This window comes from Faecalicatena faecalis (genome assembly GCF_012524165.2).
Taxonomy (GTDB): Bacteria; Bacillota; Clostridia; order Lachnospirales; family Lachnospiraceae; genus Faecalicatena_A; species Faecalicatena_A faecalis.
Window position 1 is genome coordinate 56,890 of sequence record NZ_JABACJ020000025.1, and the last position, 15,735, is coordinate 72,624.

At 46.1% G+C, this 15,735-nt stretch carries 16 protein-coding genes; 6 read left to right on the plus strand and 10 right to left on the minus strand.

Annotated elements, in window-relative coordinates:
- Window positions 1-76: 76 nt before the first annotated feature.
- Both HGO97_RS19465 and HGO97_RS19470 read right to left on the minus strand, forming a co-directional pair.
- A complete protein-coding gene (locus tag HGO97_RS19465) occupies window positions 77-2,050 on the minus strand; it encodes an ABC transporter permease (protein ID WP_216244536.1) in 1,974 nt (657 codons plus the stop codon).
- A complete protein-coding gene (locus HGO97_RS19470; protein WP_216244537.1) occupies window positions 2,050-2,811 on the minus strand; it encodes an ABC transporter ATP-binding protein in 762 nt (253 codons plus the stop codon). The genes HGO97_RS19465 and HGO97_RS19470 overlap by 1 nt, the downstream gene beginning before the upstream one ends.
- Window positions 2,812-3,246: 435 nt before the next feature.
- On the opposite strand from HGO97_RS19470, the gene HGO97_RS19475 reads away from it, so the two are divergent.
- On the plus strand, window positions 3,247-4,596 hold the full coding sequence (locus HGO97_RS19475) for a 4Fe-4S dicluster domain-containing protein (protein ID WP_216244538.1): 1,350 nt from the start codon (window positions 3,247-3,249) through the stop codon (window positions 4,594-4,596).
- Window positions 4,597-4,610: 14 nt separating this feature from the next.
- Window positions 4,611-5,150 (plus strand): BMC domain-containing protein, encoded by a 540-nt coding sequence (locus HGO97_RS19480; RefSeq protein ID WP_216244539.1) that lies wholly within the window; start codon window positions 4,611-4,613, stop codon window positions 5,148-5,150.
- A gap of 134 nt (window positions 5,151-5,284) precedes the next feature.
- Here the strand turns inward: HGO97_RS19480 and HGO97_RS19485 are convergent, their stop codons facing one another.
- Window positions 5,285-6,307, minus strand: coding sequence for a sensor histidine kinase (locus HGO97_RS19485; RefSeq protein WP_216244540.1), 1,023 nt, complete (start codon window positions 6,305-6,307; stop codon window positions 5,285-5,287).
- On the minus strand, window positions 6,304-6,975 hold the full coding sequence (locus HGO97_RS19490) for a response regulator transcription factor (protein ID WP_216244541.1): 672 nt from the start codon (window positions 6,973-6,975) through the stop codon (window positions 6,304-6,306). The genes HGO97_RS19485 and HGO97_RS19490 overlap by 4 nt, the downstream gene beginning before the upstream one ends.
- Window positions 6,976-7,228: 253 nt before the next feature.
- Here HGO97_RS19490 and HGO97_RS19495 point away from each other — a divergent pair, with 253 nt between their 5' ends.
- Genes HGO97_RS19495 through HGO97_RS19505 form a run of 3 tightly spaced genes read left to right on the plus strand, consistent with a single transcriptional unit; the run spans window position 7,229 to window position 9,079 of the window.
- Window positions 7,229-7,546 (plus strand): PadR family transcriptional regulator, encoded by a 318-nt coding sequence (locus HGO97_RS19495; RefSeq protein WP_216244542.1) that lies wholly within the window; start codon window positions 7,229-7,231, stop codon window positions 7,544-7,546.
- A complete protein-coding gene (locus tag HGO97_RS19500) occupies window positions 7,543-8,139 on the plus strand; it encodes a DUF1700 domain-containing protein (RefSeq protein WP_216244543.1) in 597 nt (198 codons plus the stop codon). Before HGO97_RS19495 ends, HGO97_RS19500 begins: the two co-directional genes overlap by 4 nt.
- Entirely contained in the window at window positions 8,120-9,079 is a 960-nt protein-coding gene (locus HGO97_RS19505) for a DUF4097 family beta strand repeat-containing protein (protein WP_216244544.1), read from the plus strand. Before HGO97_RS19500 ends, HGO97_RS19505 begins: the two co-directional genes overlap by 20 nt.
- A gap of 80 nt (window positions 9,080-9,159) precedes the next feature.
- On the opposite strand, the gene HGO97_RS19510 is transcribed toward HGO97_RS19505, so the two are convergent.
- From HGO97_RS19510 to HGO97_RS19535, 6 genes are all read right to left on the minus strand, one after another.
- On the minus strand, window positions 9,160-9,513 hold the full coding sequence (locus HGO97_RS19510; RefSeq protein WP_216244545.1) for an arsenate reductase family protein: 354 nt from the start codon (window positions 9,511-9,513) through the stop codon (window positions 9,160-9,162).
- A gap of 2 nt (window positions 9,514-9,515) precedes the next feature.
- Window positions 9,516-10,901 carry a sensor histidine kinase gene (locus HGO97_RS19515; RefSeq protein WP_216244546.1) on the minus strand — a complete coding sequence of 462 codons (1,386 nt, stop codon included), beginning with the start codon at window positions 10,899-10,901 and terminating at the stop codon, window positions 9,516-9,518.
- A complete protein-coding gene (locus tag HGO97_RS19520; protein WP_216244547.1) occupies window positions 10,892-11,551 on the minus strand; it encodes a response regulator transcription factor in 660 nt (219 codons plus the stop codon). Before HGO97_RS19520 ends, HGO97_RS19515 begins: the two co-directional genes overlap by 10 nt.
- Window positions 11,552-11,631: 80 nt before the next feature.
- Entirely contained in the window at window positions 11,632-12,435 is an 804-nt protein-coding gene (locus tag HGO97_RS19525; protein WP_216244548.1) for a lantibiotic immunity ABC transporter MutG family permease subunit, read from the minus strand.
- Window positions 12,423-13,199: a lantibiotic immunity ABC transporter MutE/EpiE family permease subunit gene (locus HGO97_RS19530; RefSeq protein ID WP_216244549.1), complete on the minus strand. Its 777-nt coding sequence runs from the start codon at window positions 13,197-13,199 to the stop codon at window positions 12,423-12,425. Before HGO97_RS19530 ends, HGO97_RS19525 begins: the two co-directional genes overlap by 13 nt.
- On the minus strand, window positions 13,193-13,903 hold the full coding sequence (locus HGO97_RS19535) for a lantibiotic protection ABC transporter ATP-binding protein (protein WP_216244550.1): 711 nt from the start codon (window positions 13,901-13,903) through the stop codon (window positions 13,193-13,195). Before HGO97_RS19535 ends, HGO97_RS19530 begins: the two co-directional genes overlap by 7 nt.
- A gap of 294 nt (window positions 13,904-14,197) precedes the next feature.
- Here HGO97_RS19535 and HGO97_RS19540 point away from each other — a divergent pair, with 294 nt between their 5' ends.
- Entirely contained in the window at window positions 14,198-15,403 is a 1,206-nt protein-coding gene (locus HGO97_RS19540; protein ID WP_216244551.1) for an FprA family A-type flavoprotein, read from the plus strand.
- Window positions 15,404-15,735: the final 332 nt, after the last annotated feature.

The following is a 15,735-nucleotide window of genomic DNA, read 5'->3' on the forward strand; positions in this document are numbered from 1 at the left end:
GCTAAGAATTCAGGTATATAACCTGCCAAGGCGGACGGTCGAGACCATCTCCTCCACGGCGCCCCCCTCTATTCTTCTACTGGACGATCCTGTAATATTCCTTGGATGTAATCCAGAACACGCCTGCATAGAACACTGCGAACACAAGCACTGTCCCCACGGTACACAGAAAGAAGAGATGTACATTCGTCAGGTTCAGGACTGCCAGCAGCTTGGTCACGGTTTTAAATGCAAATGCCACATGCAGGATCGCCACCATAAGCGGCAGGAAGAAGACCATGAGAATCTGGCTCTTGATGGAGCGCCGCACTTCCTTCTTGCTCATTCCTACCTTCTGCATGATCTGATAGCGGTTCCTGTCATCATATCCTTCGGAAATCTGTTTGTAATAGATAATCAGGACTGTCGCCATCAGGAACAATGCCCCCACAAAGATTCCCAAAAACAGTAATCCGCCATACAGCATATAGAATGCTTCCCTGTATTCTGACTTATATTCCGAGCTCGATTCCGCTGTTTCTTCCGTAATACGCTGCTTCATTGCAGCCATCGCGGCTTCTTTGGCTTTCTCATCCCCGGCAAGGTCGAAATGATCCCCATAGGAAAGCCGGTCTGCCCCCTCATAGCCATAGAGTTTCTTCATCTCTATGATTGTTTGTTCATCCGGTACCACCAGCAGAATGCTTTTTACAATATTCCCGATTTCATCGTTAGGCAGGATTTCCTCTTTGATCACCTTTTTCACATGGAAACTGAACTCCTCGATTTGAATCGTATCCGAATTCCATTCGTCATCCGGCGCATAGACCAGTGCCTGATTTTCTTCTAAGGTTTCATTTTTCTGTTTCATCTTGTTGTAATCAGACAATGGAATGAGTTCTAATGATCGGAAGCCTTCGTTTTCATAGGCGCTACCCACCCCTTTTTCCAGCAGAAATCTGTTTTCCTTTTCCTGATAGGTTGCAGTAAATACTCCTGATCTGTAATTACTGCGGTTTTCAATCTGCACCCCGGCTTTTTTGCTCTCTTCCTCTACGATCTGGTTCTCCTTCTCAATATTTGCCGGGGATGTATCATAAGAGATCACGCTGAAATCCGTTGGAAAACGGGTTTCCATCGCATCCTCCATCCCTGCATACAAGGATACCGTAACCGAAATCAGGACGAGCACCACCGTACTCATGATACAGATATTGGCAAGACCCACTGCATTCTGTTTCATCCGGTAGATCATACCGGACACGGATGTAAAGTGTCTGCTCTGATAATAAAATTTCTTATTCTTCTTTAATCCTTTCAGGATTGCTATGCTTCCTGCCGTAAAGAGGCAGTAGGTACCAATAATGACCAGGATGACCGCAATGAAAAACTTGCCGATTGCGGCGATCGGAGATTCTGTCGTCTGTGCAATATAATATCCGATTCCTAAGGTCACTGCTCCAACAAGTGCCAGAAACCATTTCGTCTTCGGCTCCTTCTCTCCCTGGTGCCCTCCATGGAGAAGTTCTACTGGATTGGCGGTCTGCACCTGTAAAAGGTTAAATAATAATGTCACAAAGAAGATAGCCAGAAACAGAATGACCGTAGCTGCCAGGGCTTTTGGCTCTACTGCGAACTTCATAGGCACCTCAAAGTGGAGTATTTTCAGCAAAATCAGAAACATCAGCTTTCCAAGCAATGTTCCCAAAATCAGACCCACACACAGGCTCATTGCCGAAGTGATCATCGTCTCCCAGGTCATCATTTTTGCCAGATTGCCTTTGTCCATCCCCAGCACCTGATACAGTCCGAATTCTTTTTTCCTCTGCTTTACCAGAAAGCTGTTCGTATAAAAAAGGAAGACTGCCGAAAAGATTCCGGTGATCACTACGGTCCACGTCAGTATGGCTTTCAGTGCCTCGGCCCCTTCCATCTGGTCCAACCCTGTATTTCTGCTGATGGCATTCATCACATAAAACATCATGACCGTCAGAACACAGGTCAGGAGATACGGAATATAAGTCTTGCCGTTTTTCTTAATATTCGTCAGCGCAAGTTTTGGATAAAACATTACCGGTCACCCCCTGTAGACAGAACTGTCAGTGTCTCAGCGATTCTCTGATACATTTCTTCATTTGTCATATTCCCTCTGTACAGCTGATGGAAGACTTCTCCATCCTTGATAAAGAGCACTCTTTTGGCATGGCTGGCAGCCTTGACACTGTGTGTTACCATCAGAATAGTCTGCCCTTCCTGATTGATTTTCGTAAAAAGCTCAAGCAGGTCGTCGGATGCTCTGGAATCCAGTGCCCCGGTCGGTTCGTCAGCCAGGATGAGCTGCGGACTGGTGATCAGCGCACGTGCGACCGCTGTCCTCTGCTTCTGTCCGCCTGATACTTCATATGGAAACTTCTTAAGCAGCGCTGTGATGCCGAGTGTCTCCGCAATGGGCATCAGCTTCTTACTCATTTCCTCATGCTTTTTCCCCGCCAGGACAAGCGGAAGGTAGATATTGTCTTCCAGTGAAAACGTATCGAGCAGATTAAAATCCTGGAAAACGAATCCCAGATTCTGTCTGCGGAATGCCGCCATCTCACGGTCCCTGATCGTACTTAAGTCCCTTCCTTTTAAATAGACCTTTCCACCAGTCGGCTTATCCAGAGAAGCCAGGATATTCAGAAGCGTTGTTTTCCCGGACCCGGACTCTCCCATGATTGCCACATACTCCCGCGGCTCCACCGAGAATGTCACATCCCTGAGCGCCTGCACCTGGCTTCCCCCAAATCTGGTCGTATAAATTTTCTTTACATTTTTAACATCTAATAATGACATGATGATTTCCTGCCTTTCATTTCTTCATTTATCCGGTTTCTTTTTATTCCCGTTTACGAGACTATTATAGTTCAGCTCCCCTTTTTCATCCATAACTTTAGCTTTCAAAATGGGGAAAGATCCTTACATTTTTGTAAGGCAGATAAAATGTGTTCCTTTTGTCATTCTTTTTTCCCCATATATCCTACAAAATAGTAACTATTCAGCCATGCAAGCTCGATTCCACTAAAACCGCTTCATCTCGCTTCGGCTAAACGCCGTATGGAAAAATTTATGCAGTTTCTGCTTAGTGAGCAAGCTCCCACACAGAAACTGCATAAATCTTCCCGCATGGCTGAATAATTGCAAAAATAATCTGTCTCTTTTTGTGAAAATATGTTATTATTATAACGTATTGTAAAGAATAGCGAGAATCAATGAATGGAGAAGAAAGCTATGAGTCTAATTGAAACAGTAAAAGATGCCGGCATCGTAGGGGCCGGTGGGGCAGGATTTCCTACACATGTGAAGTTGAACACAAAGGCTGAGTATTTTATAGTCAATGCTGCCGAATGTGAACCATTGATTGAGACAGACAAGTATCTGTGCAGAACTTTTGCTGATGAGCTGATCAAAGGCATTACTTATATTGCTGACCACCTCGAAGCGAAGAAGCGTTACATTGCATTGAAAGCAAAATACAAACCTGAGATCGCGGCTTTAAGAGAAGCGATTGAGAAGAACCATGCAGATATCGAGATTTTTGAGATGCGGACCTACTATCCGGCCGGTGATGAGCAGATCATCGTGCAGCAGGTGACCGGAAAGACTGTTCCGGAACGCGGCATCCCGATCGAAGTCGGCGCTGTTGTTGATAATGTAGGAACCGTGCTCGGCATTTACCGTGCCATCACAGAGGGCGCTAAAGTGACAGATAAGTATCTTTCCGTTGTCGGCGAAGTGAAGGAACCGATCATGTTAAAGGTTCCGATCGGCACCTCCATCCGCACCTGTGTAGAGGCCGCACAGCCGAATCTTTCCGATTATGCAGTGATCCTCGGCGGACCGATGATGGGAAAAGTTTTCTCAGATGACGCAATGATCGACAAGCAGGTAGTCACCAAGACGACGGGTAACATCATCGTACTTCCGAAGGACCACTACCTGATCAATAAAACAAAGGTATCCATCGAACGCATCAAACACCAGGCAAGAAGTGCATGTATCCAGTGCCGCATGTGTACGGACCTGTGCCCGCGTTTCCAGACCGGACACAGCATTAAGCCGCATCTTGTGATGCGCAATATATGGAGAGAAGAGATCATCGATTCCAATGAAGAGTTCGCGAAGAGCTTCGGCGATGCAGTGAACTGCTCAAGCTGCGGTGTCTGTGAGATGTTCTCTTGCCCGATGGGTCTTTCTCCGAGAAAGGTGAATGACTATATGAAGGGACAGCTTCGCGAAAGAGGAATCATGATCGACAAGACTCCGAATCCGACAGCCAGACCTACCATCGACCTGAACCGTATTCCGACTGACCGCCTGATCTCCAGACTGGGACTTGCCCAGTACAACGGACGCCATGCTCACAGCTGTACGGATCTGCTTCCGAAGGAAGTATTTATCCCGCTGTCACAGCATATCGGCAAACCGGCCGCACCAGTTGTCAAGGCCGGCGACACTGTACATAAGGGTGATCTGATCGGTAAAGCAGACGAAGCAGGATTATCTGCCAATATCCATGCAAGCGTTAACGGAACCGTAACCGAAGCAGCACCTGGCGGCATCAGAATTAATGTAAACTAATGGAGGAATCAAAAATGGGAAATTCAGTTGGAATGTTAGAATTATCCAGTATCGCAAAAGGAATTGAAACATGTGACCACGTACTTAAGGCAGCCGAGGTAGAGTTATTAAGAGCTTCTACCTTATGCCCTGGCAAATATATGATTATCATCGGCGGAGACACAAGCAGTGTCAACGCAGCAATGAGTGTTGGAGAAGAGATTGCAGGACCTTTCCTGGTGGACAAGCTTCTGATCGCGAATATCAGCGACCAGCTGATGCCTGCCATCAGCAGCACGACCCAGGTACCGACAAGCGGCGCCGTGGGCGTACTTGAGTTCTATTCCGTATCTTCTGCCATCGTTGCCGCAGATACAGCTGCCAAGGCTGCTGACGTGCATCTGATGGAGATTCGTACCGGATTCGCAGTGGGCGGCAAGGGATTCGTCACCATGTGCGGAGATGTCAGCGCTGTCACTGCTGCTGTGAAGGCTGCCGAAGCTGTCAGCGAACTGCTGGTGAACAGCGTCGTAATTCCAAGACCTACTGATAAGCTTTATGAAGCACTGATGTAATATTCAGGCATTCAAATAAGAAGTCAAAAAACCTGCCCCGGATCTGCACCCTGAGGCAGGTTTTTTGCCGCTTCTTTTTGCTGCTTCTTTTTTTCCGCATGCGCTTCCCCGGTACAGTTCCCGGTGGTACGCTCCTACTCTACTGTTATCGATTTCCTTGACAGGTACAGCTTTACCTTCGTTCCTTTTCCCACTTCTGACTCGACTGCCAGGCCGTGATTCAATTTCGTACAGATCGATTTGCAGAGATACAGTCCGATTCCCGTGGATTTCTTATCGGTTCTCCCGTTATATCCGGTAAATCCTTTCTCAAAAATCCTCGGAAGATCCTCCGCCTGAATGCCGATCCCGGTATCCTCAATTACAAGAACGCCCTCTCCCCCCGGCTCCATATAGATGGAAATACAGCCTTTCACTGTATACTTCAGGGCATTTGACAAGAGCTGTTCCAGGACCAGAAGCAGCCATTTCTCATCGGTTAAAATCCGTCCTTCACACTTCTGATAGTCCAGCCGGATCTTCTTCAGAATGAAGAGCTGTGCATATTTCCTCACGGCCTGACGTACGATCTGGTCCGTCTCATACCACTTAAGAGACAGATCGGAGGACATCTCCTCCAGACGCAGATAGGAAAGCACCATCTCGACATACTGTTCCGTCTTGAACAGCTCCATTTTCATCGGATGAATAAATCCCTCACTCTCCTCTTCGATCTCTTCTTCCTCGTAGGATTGCAGCAGAAGGCGCATCGCTGCGATCGGCGTCTTGATCTGGTGGGCCCACAGACTGTAATAATCCGTCATTTCCTGGCGGGTGATCCGCATGTCCGTCTCCAGCTCCGTATAACACTGGAAAAACTGGCGCATTTTCTCCTGATACAGTTTCTCCGAAAATTCCCGCGGAACCGGAAATTCCCTCAGCTCCTCCGGGATCAGCCCCAGTGCCTCTTCTATCCTTCCCGTATGGCGGCAGTACCGCAAAAATCCGAGTCCTCCTGCCCCTGCGCACAATGCCGCTGAGAGGATCACCGCATAGGTTAGTGCATCTGTCCTGACATGATAGAGGTACAGGATCAGCCAGAAGATCCCGATTACAGCCAGATATAACAGGATCTGCCGGAATCTTAATCTTAAATAGGAAAACGCTTTTCTTCTCATTCTATCAGATACCCGATTCCTTTCTTCGTCACGATAAAGTCTCTCACATTGATTCCTTCCAGTTTCTTTCTCAGTCTTGTGATATTGACTGTCAGCGTGTTGTCATCGATAAATTCATCGCTCTCCCAGAGCCGCTCCATGATCCGCTCGCGCTTCACGATCTTTCCGGCGTTCTCCATCAGAAGCTGAAGAATCTTGAAATCATTCTTCGTCAGCTCCAGCTTCTGGTCCTGATACACCACACTGGCATCGTTCAGATTCAGGATAACCCCCCGGTATTCCAGCACGCTTAACTGCCCCTGGAAGGAATACGTCCGGCGCAGAAGCGCCTGGATCTTGGCGGTCAGCACATTCAGGTCAAAAGGCTTCTCGATGAAATCATCCCCGCCCATGTTCATCGCCATCACGATATTCATGTTATCACTGGCAGAGGAAAGGAATACAATCGGGACCTTCGAGATTGCACGGATCTGCGTGCACCAGTGGAACCCGTTATAAAATGGAAGCAGGATGTCCATGAGGACCAGATGGGGTTCAAATGCGATGAACTCCTCCTGTACATTCTTAAAATCCGTAATACACCGGACCTGATAATCCCACTTTATTAGATGGGACTGTATTGTTTTTGCAATTGTCAAATCATCTTCTACTATTAATATTTTATACATAGGTGCCTCTTTTCAGCGGGAAATGTCATGGGGGTCAGGCCCCTTTGCAAAGGGGCCTGACCCCCATGACATTTCCCGTATAATTTTCCTTATTTACTGTCTATTATACCCTGCCCATTGTCAGCCAACAAGTTGTAAATGATATCTTTTGATTTTCTTTAGAATATATATGTTGACAATATATATTATATAACATATAATATATATATCAGAAACATATATTTAATAAAAACATATAGAAAGGACTGAGGATATGACCTTTACACTGAATACTCCGATGTTTGACTTTCTTGTTTTATCGGTAATTGCAGACGGCGACGCCTATGGCTACCAGATCAGCCAGATCATCAAGAAGGCAGCCAACACGAAGGACTCCACACTGTATCCGATCTTAAAGAGACTGCAGGATAACCAGTATGTGAAGACTTACGACCAGCAGTATCAGGGCCGCAACCGGAAGTATTATACAATTACAGATACCGGGAAGTCACATCAGAAGGAATTATTAAAAGAATGGGAAGTTTACAAATCCACCATTGATGAGATTGTAAAAGGAGGGGCATCACAATGACCAGAACAGAGTATATGAAGACGCTTGCATATAAGCTGCGCCGTCTTCCAAAAGAAGATTATGACAGGGCAATGGAATATTTTGAAGAATACTTTGAGGAAGCGGGTCCTGAGAACGAACAGCAGGCGATTCAGGATTTAGGGACACCGGAGGATGCAGCGAATGAACTGATTATAGAATTAGCTGTCAAGAACGCGGAGAAGCCGCCCAAGACCGTTAAGAAAGGACTCTCCGCCATCTGGATCGGCATCCTTGGTGTGTGTGCCGCTCCCATAGCACTGCCTATGGCATTTGCAATACTGGCAGTCCTGATCTGTTTCGTTATTGTAATACTTCTCCTCATCTTCTGCCTGTTCCTGTCTGCTGTTGCAGTCGTTGCAAGTGGAGTGATCGGCATTTTCGGCGGTGGGATTCTTCTCTTTAGCACCTTTGCAGACGGCCTTGCAACCATCGGCATGGGACTCTTTGCCCTTGGTTCAGGCATCCTGATTGTCTATGGAGCAGTAATTGCCTGCCGTGCCTTTTTAAGAAAGACCTCTAAATCACTTGCTCATATTTCAAAAAGGGGGAAAAATGATGAAAACAACTACTAAAAGTATTGTAATCGTATCGACATGCCTCATGATTGGCGGCATGGTCATAGGCGGAATTGGTTTCTTCATGGGAGGACGTCCTGGTGTACAGATTTCCCGCCAGGGGATTCTCTCTACTTCTACAAAATCAGAACCCTGTGAATTAAAGAAGACCGAACTGGATGACTTTTCCAAGGCGAAGATTACGATTGATTCCTATGCAGATGTTCAGGTCCTGCCTTCTGATGATGACAATTTTTACCTGGAATATTTGCTGGATAAATCCTATGGGAAGCCGGAATATTCTGTAAAGGATGACACTCTTACAATTCGCCAGCTAAATCATAGCATCGGTTTTATCAATATCGGTTTTGAAACGAATGAAACCCTCAAAAACACCTATCTTCGCCTATATGTGCCGAAGGGGAATGCTCTGGATTTTATGGATCTGTATAATGACACAGGTGATGTTACGATTTCGGATACCGATTTTAAGGATTCTAAGATTTCGGTCGATTATGGTGCTCTGACACTGAATAACACCCGCTTTGATTCTCTGGACCTCCATTTGGACAGCGGCGATTTTATCGCAGATGATACACAGATTACCACACTGAATCTGAAAAATGAATACGGGAAGAATAATCTGAAGAATTTCAAAGGCGATTTCATAACGGCTGACCTGGACACCAGTTCGCTGACTGTAAATGCCCTCGAATTAGGATCTCTGGATTGTGTCGTTGAATATGGGGATGTGAAGCTGACCCTGCCGGAGAAATTAGACACCTATACCTTTGACATTTCCGTGGAATACGGAGACATCATGATTCCAAAGGATGCTCCAAAAGGATTTCATAAGGAACGGTATGATGATGAAGAGTATTACCAGACAGACGGCGATGGAAAACGTCTGATCCATGTGAAGTCTGATACAGGAGATGTAGTGATCGATAACGAATAGATGAATAAGGGCAGTCTGGATGATGAAAGTGAAACCTCACTCAAATCTTCCAGACTGCCTTTTTACTTTCAGTAAACAGATTATGAACTGAATTTCTCGACCCACTCTTTTTCCTTAAATCCGGTCAGTACTGTGTCTTCTGTGACTACAAGCGGACGCTTTACCAGCATCCCGTCCGTAGCCAGTAAATCCAGTTGTTCTTCCTCGCTCATCTGCGGAAGTTTGTCTTTTAATTTCAGTTCTTTATAGAGATTTCCACTTGTGTTGAAAAATCTTTTCAACGGAAGGCCGCTCTTCTGATACCATTCCTTTAATTCTTCTTTGCTGGGATTCTGGGTCTTGATATCTCTTTCCTCATAAGAAATCCCCTCTGCTTCGAGCCATTTCCTGGCCTTCTGACAGGTAGTTCATTTTGGATAGCATATAAATAACATGTTTATTCCTCACTTTCCTGAATTTTCATCAACTCTAAATTCACACAGGCGCCTTTCAAGTCCCCTGAATTCGACAGTGTCAGTCTGCCGCCCTGGGAACTGACAAATGACTGTACGATGAACAGGCCCATACCGTAATGTTTCCTGGAATTTCTGCTTTTATCCCCCTGATAGAACTGCTCTGTCCCATGCCGGAGGTCTTCTTCCGTAAACCCGGGACCGTCATCTTCAATCTGGAAATACAGCCTGTCCTTCTCCTCCGTGATATGAATCGCTATGTTTCCGCCCCGAGGGGTGTATTCCACTGCATTATAGAGAAGATTCTCCCAAACGCGCTGCATAAGCTGTCTGTCACTCATAATATAATCCGATTGAAGAGAAATTACAACCTCCAGATGCTGCTTTTTTGCAGATGTCATCGTTCTGGCACGTGTGGCAAATTCATCCGACAGCTCATGTAGCTCTACCCGTTCCCGTTTCGGCTGCATGGCGCCTTCTGTCTTCAGCATTTCCTGTAGAACCTGGATATACTGTTCGATATGGTCCGTCTCCTGTAGAATATAAGTCTCATATTCCCGGCTCTCCTCCAGCGATTCAGCCTCTCCAAGAAGCTGTGCATTACCTCGGATCACGGTCAGCGGCGTCTTGATATCGTGGACTAACGCCCGGATCTGCTGCCGCCTATTTTCCTCCAGGCTCCACTGCTGTTTCAAAGAATCCGCCAGAGCCTCCTTCATCCTGACGAGAGAGTCCATGACTTCATCCACTTCCCGTATTTTAGAATCCGGCTTTTCAAAATCCAGTTCCCTAAGTTTTACCTTTTCAGTCACGTTTTTCAGCTTCTCCAGTTCATCCTGCATCACTCGTCCAAATTTGCGTACTAACAGGATTGATCCTATCAGGAACAGGACAAAAAAGAGCAAGATACTCTTCTCCGGCGCTCCTGGCAGAAGCCTGCGTAAAGCCGGATTGCCAAATTCCGACCGGATCTGATAGACCGCAATGCAGACCTCCTGGTCACGCTGAAAAAATTTGAGATATCCCTTTGCCTTTTTGCTTTCCTTACTTCCCTGTAAATACGCCTGCCAGACACTTTCTCTGCTTTCTTCCGACAGATTACCGTAAAGAAAAGCTCCGTCCTCCTGATATACCCCGTAGGAGCATGGATCTGGAATCAGGTCTTCTGTTACCTTTTCTGTCTCCTCGATCTTTGTCCGGTTCTCTTCCAGCATGCTTTCCCAGTAATTCGCCGGAAGGATTTCCACCGTCATGTCCAGGACGAAATACAAGATCACAAATAAAAAAATCAGCCCGGCCAACTGTACGCAGAACCAGAATAAAAACCTCCCAAATACAGACTGTACTGACATTTTTCGTTTTATTTCCATTTATACCCGATCCCCCAGACTGTCTCGATTGGATTGATTCCCTGCTTCGCAAATTTGGCACGGATATTCTTCACATGCTCCGTGATCGCGCTGATATCACTTTCGCGGTCAAAGCCGAAAACGCGCTCAAAAATCTGCTCCTTTGAAAAGACCTGCCCGTGATTAATGGCCAGAAACTCACTGATCTCATACTCACTCTTGGTAAGAGGGATCAGATTACCTCCCGCTTCTGCGGATTTGCCGGACAGGTCGAAGCGCACATCCGATATGAGTACCGAATGCTTCTTCTCCCGCTTTTCCCTGCGCAGATGAGCCTGCACCCTTGCCCGAAGTTCCCCGATTCCAAAAGGTTTTGTGATATAATCATCGCCGCCAGAACCAAGGCCCAACATGATGCTGCTCTCCTCCGTCTTTGCAGTCAGAAACAAGATCGGGCAGTCCACCTGGCTTCGAATCTGCCGGCAGAAGGTCACGCCGTCCCTATCAGGCATCATGATGTCCAGCAGAATCAGGTCGTATTGCGTTAAGTATTCTGTCTTCACCTCATCCGCGGACTGACAGATTGTGACACTGTGGCCCTCCTTTTCCAGGGCGCGGCGAATCAGGGTCAGGATTGCCGGTTCATCGTCTACTGCCAGAATTCTCGCCATACTGTTACCTCCATACACCAAAATCTAAAATACTTTCAGATGTCATTGTACCATAATTCCTAAGCTCGTAAAAGCCCGCGCTAATCTTCCATTCTTTCCCCTTCATATTTATGGAACCACCCAAACAGTAACACAATTCCCACCAGTGTGATTCCTGCAGCGGCTGCACCTCCAAATTTCATCTGCTCAATGATAAACTCCACATTCTTTTCTGTATCTGAGGCAATCCTCACACAGTATCCGCTGAACCGTCCTGCCCAGGCGCATGGCAGCCACTGCCAGATCCTCTCGCCAAGCCCGGTCATCATCAATGCGCTGATAACGCTCTCCACAATTCCCACGCCAATTGTAATCCCTCTTGAAAATCTAAGTCCCAGAAACAGGTGGAATGCATAAGCAAATATCTGACAGACCCAGATCAGGCATATAATTTTAAGATAGAATCCTGCCGAAGCCGGTATCCTGGAGACAAAAAAATAAAAACCGATTCCAAATCCGCCCAGCGTCAGGCCCACGGCCAGCATATTCCAAATCAGCAGCGAGCATAACTTCACAGCCAGATTTTTCCCGCGGTATTTTCCAATCCCGAGAAGATTCTGGAAATGCCCTGCCTGCTTTTCCTGCTCTGCTGCCAGTGCGGTGACGAACCCGACCAGCGTCGGACATACAATGGAGACGATCTCCACATAGCCGGATATTTTCCCCCAATCACTCCAGATGGAAGTGCGGTAATATAAAAGGAACACGGTAATTCCAATCAGCGGCATCAGGATATGCAGCCACAGAATCCAGGTCCTGCGCATCTTGATTCCCTCGGCATAGAGCATCCCCCAAAATGCAGCATGCCCTGTGTTTCTTCTCTGACTTTTTTCTATTTTTCCCATCCCTTTTCCCCCTTTTTCTCATACCAGAGTGCTGTAACAGCAAAACACACGATAAATAGAACCACAGAGATTCCGACTGCAGCCGGTATTACGCTTTTATCCAGCAGTTCAGGGTAAAAGGTCATATTTCCGGGTTCTGCAGGAAGTCCATTTGGCAGGATCTTCAGAACAGGGCACATCAGGCGGCAGATATAGGAAAATGGATTGACAATCCACCATACATAGGCTGCTCCCAGAAGCCCCAGACCGGCATTGCATACCAGCCCAAACAGAAGGCTGAAAGTGAAGCCGAACTTCTGATTCACAAACAGCCACAATGGAATCTGCCATGCACTCAGGACCAGCCATAAGGCTGCTGCCGTAAGTGCTGCTGTCGTAGATATTTCTCTTACCGCGCCTCCCGCAAAGATTCTGCTGATACACTCCTGTGCAAGGAAAATGATCATAGCCGCTAAAAACAATGTTTTAAAACTGCAGAACACCTTTGCTGCCCAAAGTTTTTTCATATCCACAGGCAGAACCTGCATCGCACGGTTTTTCAGTTTTCGTTCCCTCTGCTCCGTAAATGCAGTGCTCAGAAGCAAAAGCATGGGAAACAGAGTCGTATACCACCAGTTGAACTGGTTCATCTGATAATATCTGGCATCCATGCCGGAGAAAAGAAGGCCGAGCAGGATACTGACCCCCGGCACGATCCAGAATAATTTCGCAGATACCGTATGTCTGCTTTTTTGCTCCTCTGCTTTGATATATGCTGTTAACATACCATTTCCCTCCTGTTCTTCCTGACTACCTCTGTAAATAATTCCTCCAGATCCTTTCCTTCTTTCAAGCCTCCCTGATATCCCAGAACGCCCTCGGAAATGATTCCAACATAATCCGCCACCTGCTCGATTTCACTTAAAATATGGCTGGAAACCATCACAGTGATTCCCTGATCGGCAAGACTTCGTATCAGTTCCCTCAATTCCTGAATTCCGAACGGATCCAGTCCATTGGTCGGCTCATCAAGAATCAGAAGCGATGGGTGGTTCAAAAGCGCCGCCGCAATGCCGAGCCTCTGCTTCATCCCCATGGAGAATTGACCCGAGCGCTTCTTCCCGGTATTCTTTAATCCCGCAATCTGCAGCACTTCACCGATTCTGCTCTTGGGAAGCCCCAGCAGGAGTGTCCGCACCCTTAAATTTTCCTCCGCCGTCAGGTTTTCATACAGCGGGGGCTGTTCGATCAGGACTCCGGTCTTCCCCAGGTCTGCCCTGCTCCATGGCTTTCCGTCAAAATAGACGGCTCCCTCATCTGCCTTCATGATGCCGGAAAGAATCTTCATCAGTGTAGACTTTCCTGCCCCGTTCGGTCCCAGAAGCCCGTATACACAGCCTTTTGGTATCATCAGAGACACCTGGTCCAGTGCCTTCTGGCTCCCGAAATGCTTGCTGATTCCTCTCGTTTCTATCATGATCTTACTCATTTTTTATTCCTCCTTGTCATAACCTTTGTTTCGATATGTTTAGTTTAAAGGGGGAATCTAAGGAAATTATAAGGATTTATCAAAAAAGACATACAGTTTTCTTGATGAGCTCAAAAAAATCATGTACGAAATTGAATACCTGCCTTGCGCATTCTCATTTTTGTGATAGAATATTCACGAAAGAGAAAAATGCCATTACATGCAGGCGGATAGATTATAATTTTTAGTTATTTTACTTTTCCTGGTTTCAAAAGGAGAATACATGAAAAAACGCAAGAACAAGGAGGAACGTACATGTACTATTACAGAAAAGTAACAGACGATTTATATTGGGTAGGCGGAAGTGACCGCCGTCTCGCATTATTTGAAAACCTATTTCCGATTCCGAATGGAGTCACCTACAACTCCTATCTGTTGATGGATGAGAAAACCGTACTGTTCGACACAGTTGACACTTCCATCGGCAGACAGTTTTTAGAGAATGTTGAAGCCGTATTGTCTGGCAGAAGCCTGGATTATCTGGTCATCAACCACATGGAACCGGATCACTGCTCTCTCATCGATGAACTTGTCCTTCGCTATCCAGACATGAAAATCATCGGCAATGCAAAGACCTTCCCTATGATCGGACAGTTCTATCAGCTAGATTTGACAGGCAAGACCGTGACAATCAAAGAGGGGGATACTTTCTCCTGTGGAAAGCATACACTTCACTTTATTATGGCCCCGATGGTGCACTGGCCGGAAGCAATGATGACTTATGATGAGACAGATAAGGTCCTTTTCTCCGCAGATGCCTTCGGAACCTTCGGCGCTGTGGGCGGTACTATTTTCAATGATGAAATTGATTTTGACAGAGACTGGCTGGACGATGCCCGCCGCTATTATACAAACATTGTTGGAAAATACGGTGTACAGGTACAAAATGTCCTGAAAAAAGCTGCATCACTAGATATCCAATGCATCTGCCCTCTGCACGGACCTGTGTGGAGAAATAATGTAGAATATCTTTTAGAGAAATATAATCTCTGGAGCACATACACCCCGGAAGTTAAAGGTGTCATGATTGCCTATGCTTCTATGTACGGCAATACAGAAAATGCAGCAAATGTCCTCGCTGTCAAGCTGGCAGAGGCAGGAGTCAAACACATTGTGATGCATGATATCTCCAGAATCCACGTATCCCAGTTGATATCCGATTCCTTCAAATACAGTCATCTGGTACTCGCCTCACCGACCTATAACGGTGGAATCTATCCTGTGATGGCAAATTATTTGGATGATATGAAGGCTTTGAATGTGCAGGGTCGTACGGTCGCTGTATTGGGGAACGGTACTTGGGCTCCTATGTCTGCTAAACAGATCGAAGCGAAGATCAGTGAGATGAAGAATATGACATTGCTGACAGAGAACTTCGCATTGAAATCATCGCTTAAACCGGAACAGATGGAAGAGATGGATATGCTGGTGGGGAAAATTGCGGAGAGTATTACTGCATAATCTTCGCGACCTGCTAATTCAAATAGTTATGAATACAAATAAACACTCCATAGAGAACGACTCTATGGAGTGTTTATTTTTTAATTTTAACTTGTTAAACGTGTTAACAGCATCTCTGTCTTTTCCTTTATTCTCATTTCTAATGACTGAAAAGGAATATGTAAGGAAATAAATCCCCAAAGTTTCTTTCTAATATACTCAACAAGTATACAGCAAATGAATGTTATTGCCCGAATAAATTAGCAATCTTATGCTACACTTGATTGTCTCTGAAATGACCATTATACTGTCAATGAAGTATAAAAAGAAAGGGTTCCAGAGACCCTCCCTGC

Coding starts and splice junctions, on each gene's coding strand:
- HGO97_RS19520 (WP_216244547.1), bottom strand. CDS start 11,551: ATGGCGAGAATTCTGGCAGTAGACGATGAACCGGCAATCCTGACCCTG.
- HGO97_RS19505 (WP_216244544.1), top strand. CDS start 8,120: ATGATGAAAACAACTACTAAAAGTATTGTAATCGTATCGACATGCCTC.
- HGO97_RS19485 (WP_216244540.1), bottom strand. CDS start 6,307: ATGAGAAGAAAAGCGTTTTCCTATTTAAGATTAAGATTCCGGCAGATC.
- HGO97_RS19490 (WP_216244541.1), bottom strand. CDS start 6,975: ATGTATAAAATATTAATAGTAGAAGATGATTTGACAATTGCAAAAACA.
- HGO97_RS19515 (WP_216244546.1), bottom strand. CDS start 10,901: ATGGAAATAAAACGAAAAATGTCAGTACAGTCTGTATTTGGGAGGTTT.
- HGO97_RS19475 (WP_216244538.1), top strand. CDS start 3,247: ATGAGTCTAATTGAAACAGTAAAAGATGCCGGCATCGTAGGGGCCGGT.
- HGO97_RS19480 (WP_216244539.1), top strand. CDS start 4,611: ATGGGAAATTCAGTTGGAATGTTAGAATTATCCAGTATCGCAAAAGGA.
- HGO97_RS19465 (WP_216244536.1), bottom strand. CDS start 2,050: ATGTTTTATCCAAAACTTGCGCTGACGAATATTAAGAAAAACGGCAAG.
- HGO97_RS19470 (WP_216244537.1), bottom strand. CDS start 2,811: ATGTCATTATTAGATGTTAAAAATGTAAAGAAAATTTATACGACCAGA.
- HGO97_RS19500 (WP_216244543.1), top strand. CDS start 7,543: ATGACCAGAACAGAGTATATGAAGACGCTTGCATATAAGCTGCGCCGT.
- HGO97_RS19535 (WP_216244550.1), bottom strand. CDS start 13,903: ATGAGTAAGATCATGATAGAAACGAGAGGAATCAGCAAGCATTTCGGG.
- HGO97_RS19530 (WP_216244549.1), bottom strand. CDS start 13,199: ATGTTAACAGCATATATCAAAGCAGAGGAGCAAAAAAGCAGACATACG.
- HGO97_RS19495 (WP_216244542.1), top strand. CDS start 7,229: ATGACCTTTACACTGAATACTCCGATGTTTGACTTTCTTGTTTTATCG.
- HGO97_RS19540 (WP_216244551.1), top strand. CDS start 14,198: ATGTACTATTACAGAAAAGTAACAGACGATTTATATTGGGTAGGCGGA.
- HGO97_RS19525 (WP_216244548.1), bottom strand. CDS start 12,435: ATGGGAAAAATAGAAAAAAGTCAGAGAAGAAACACAGGGCATGCTGCA.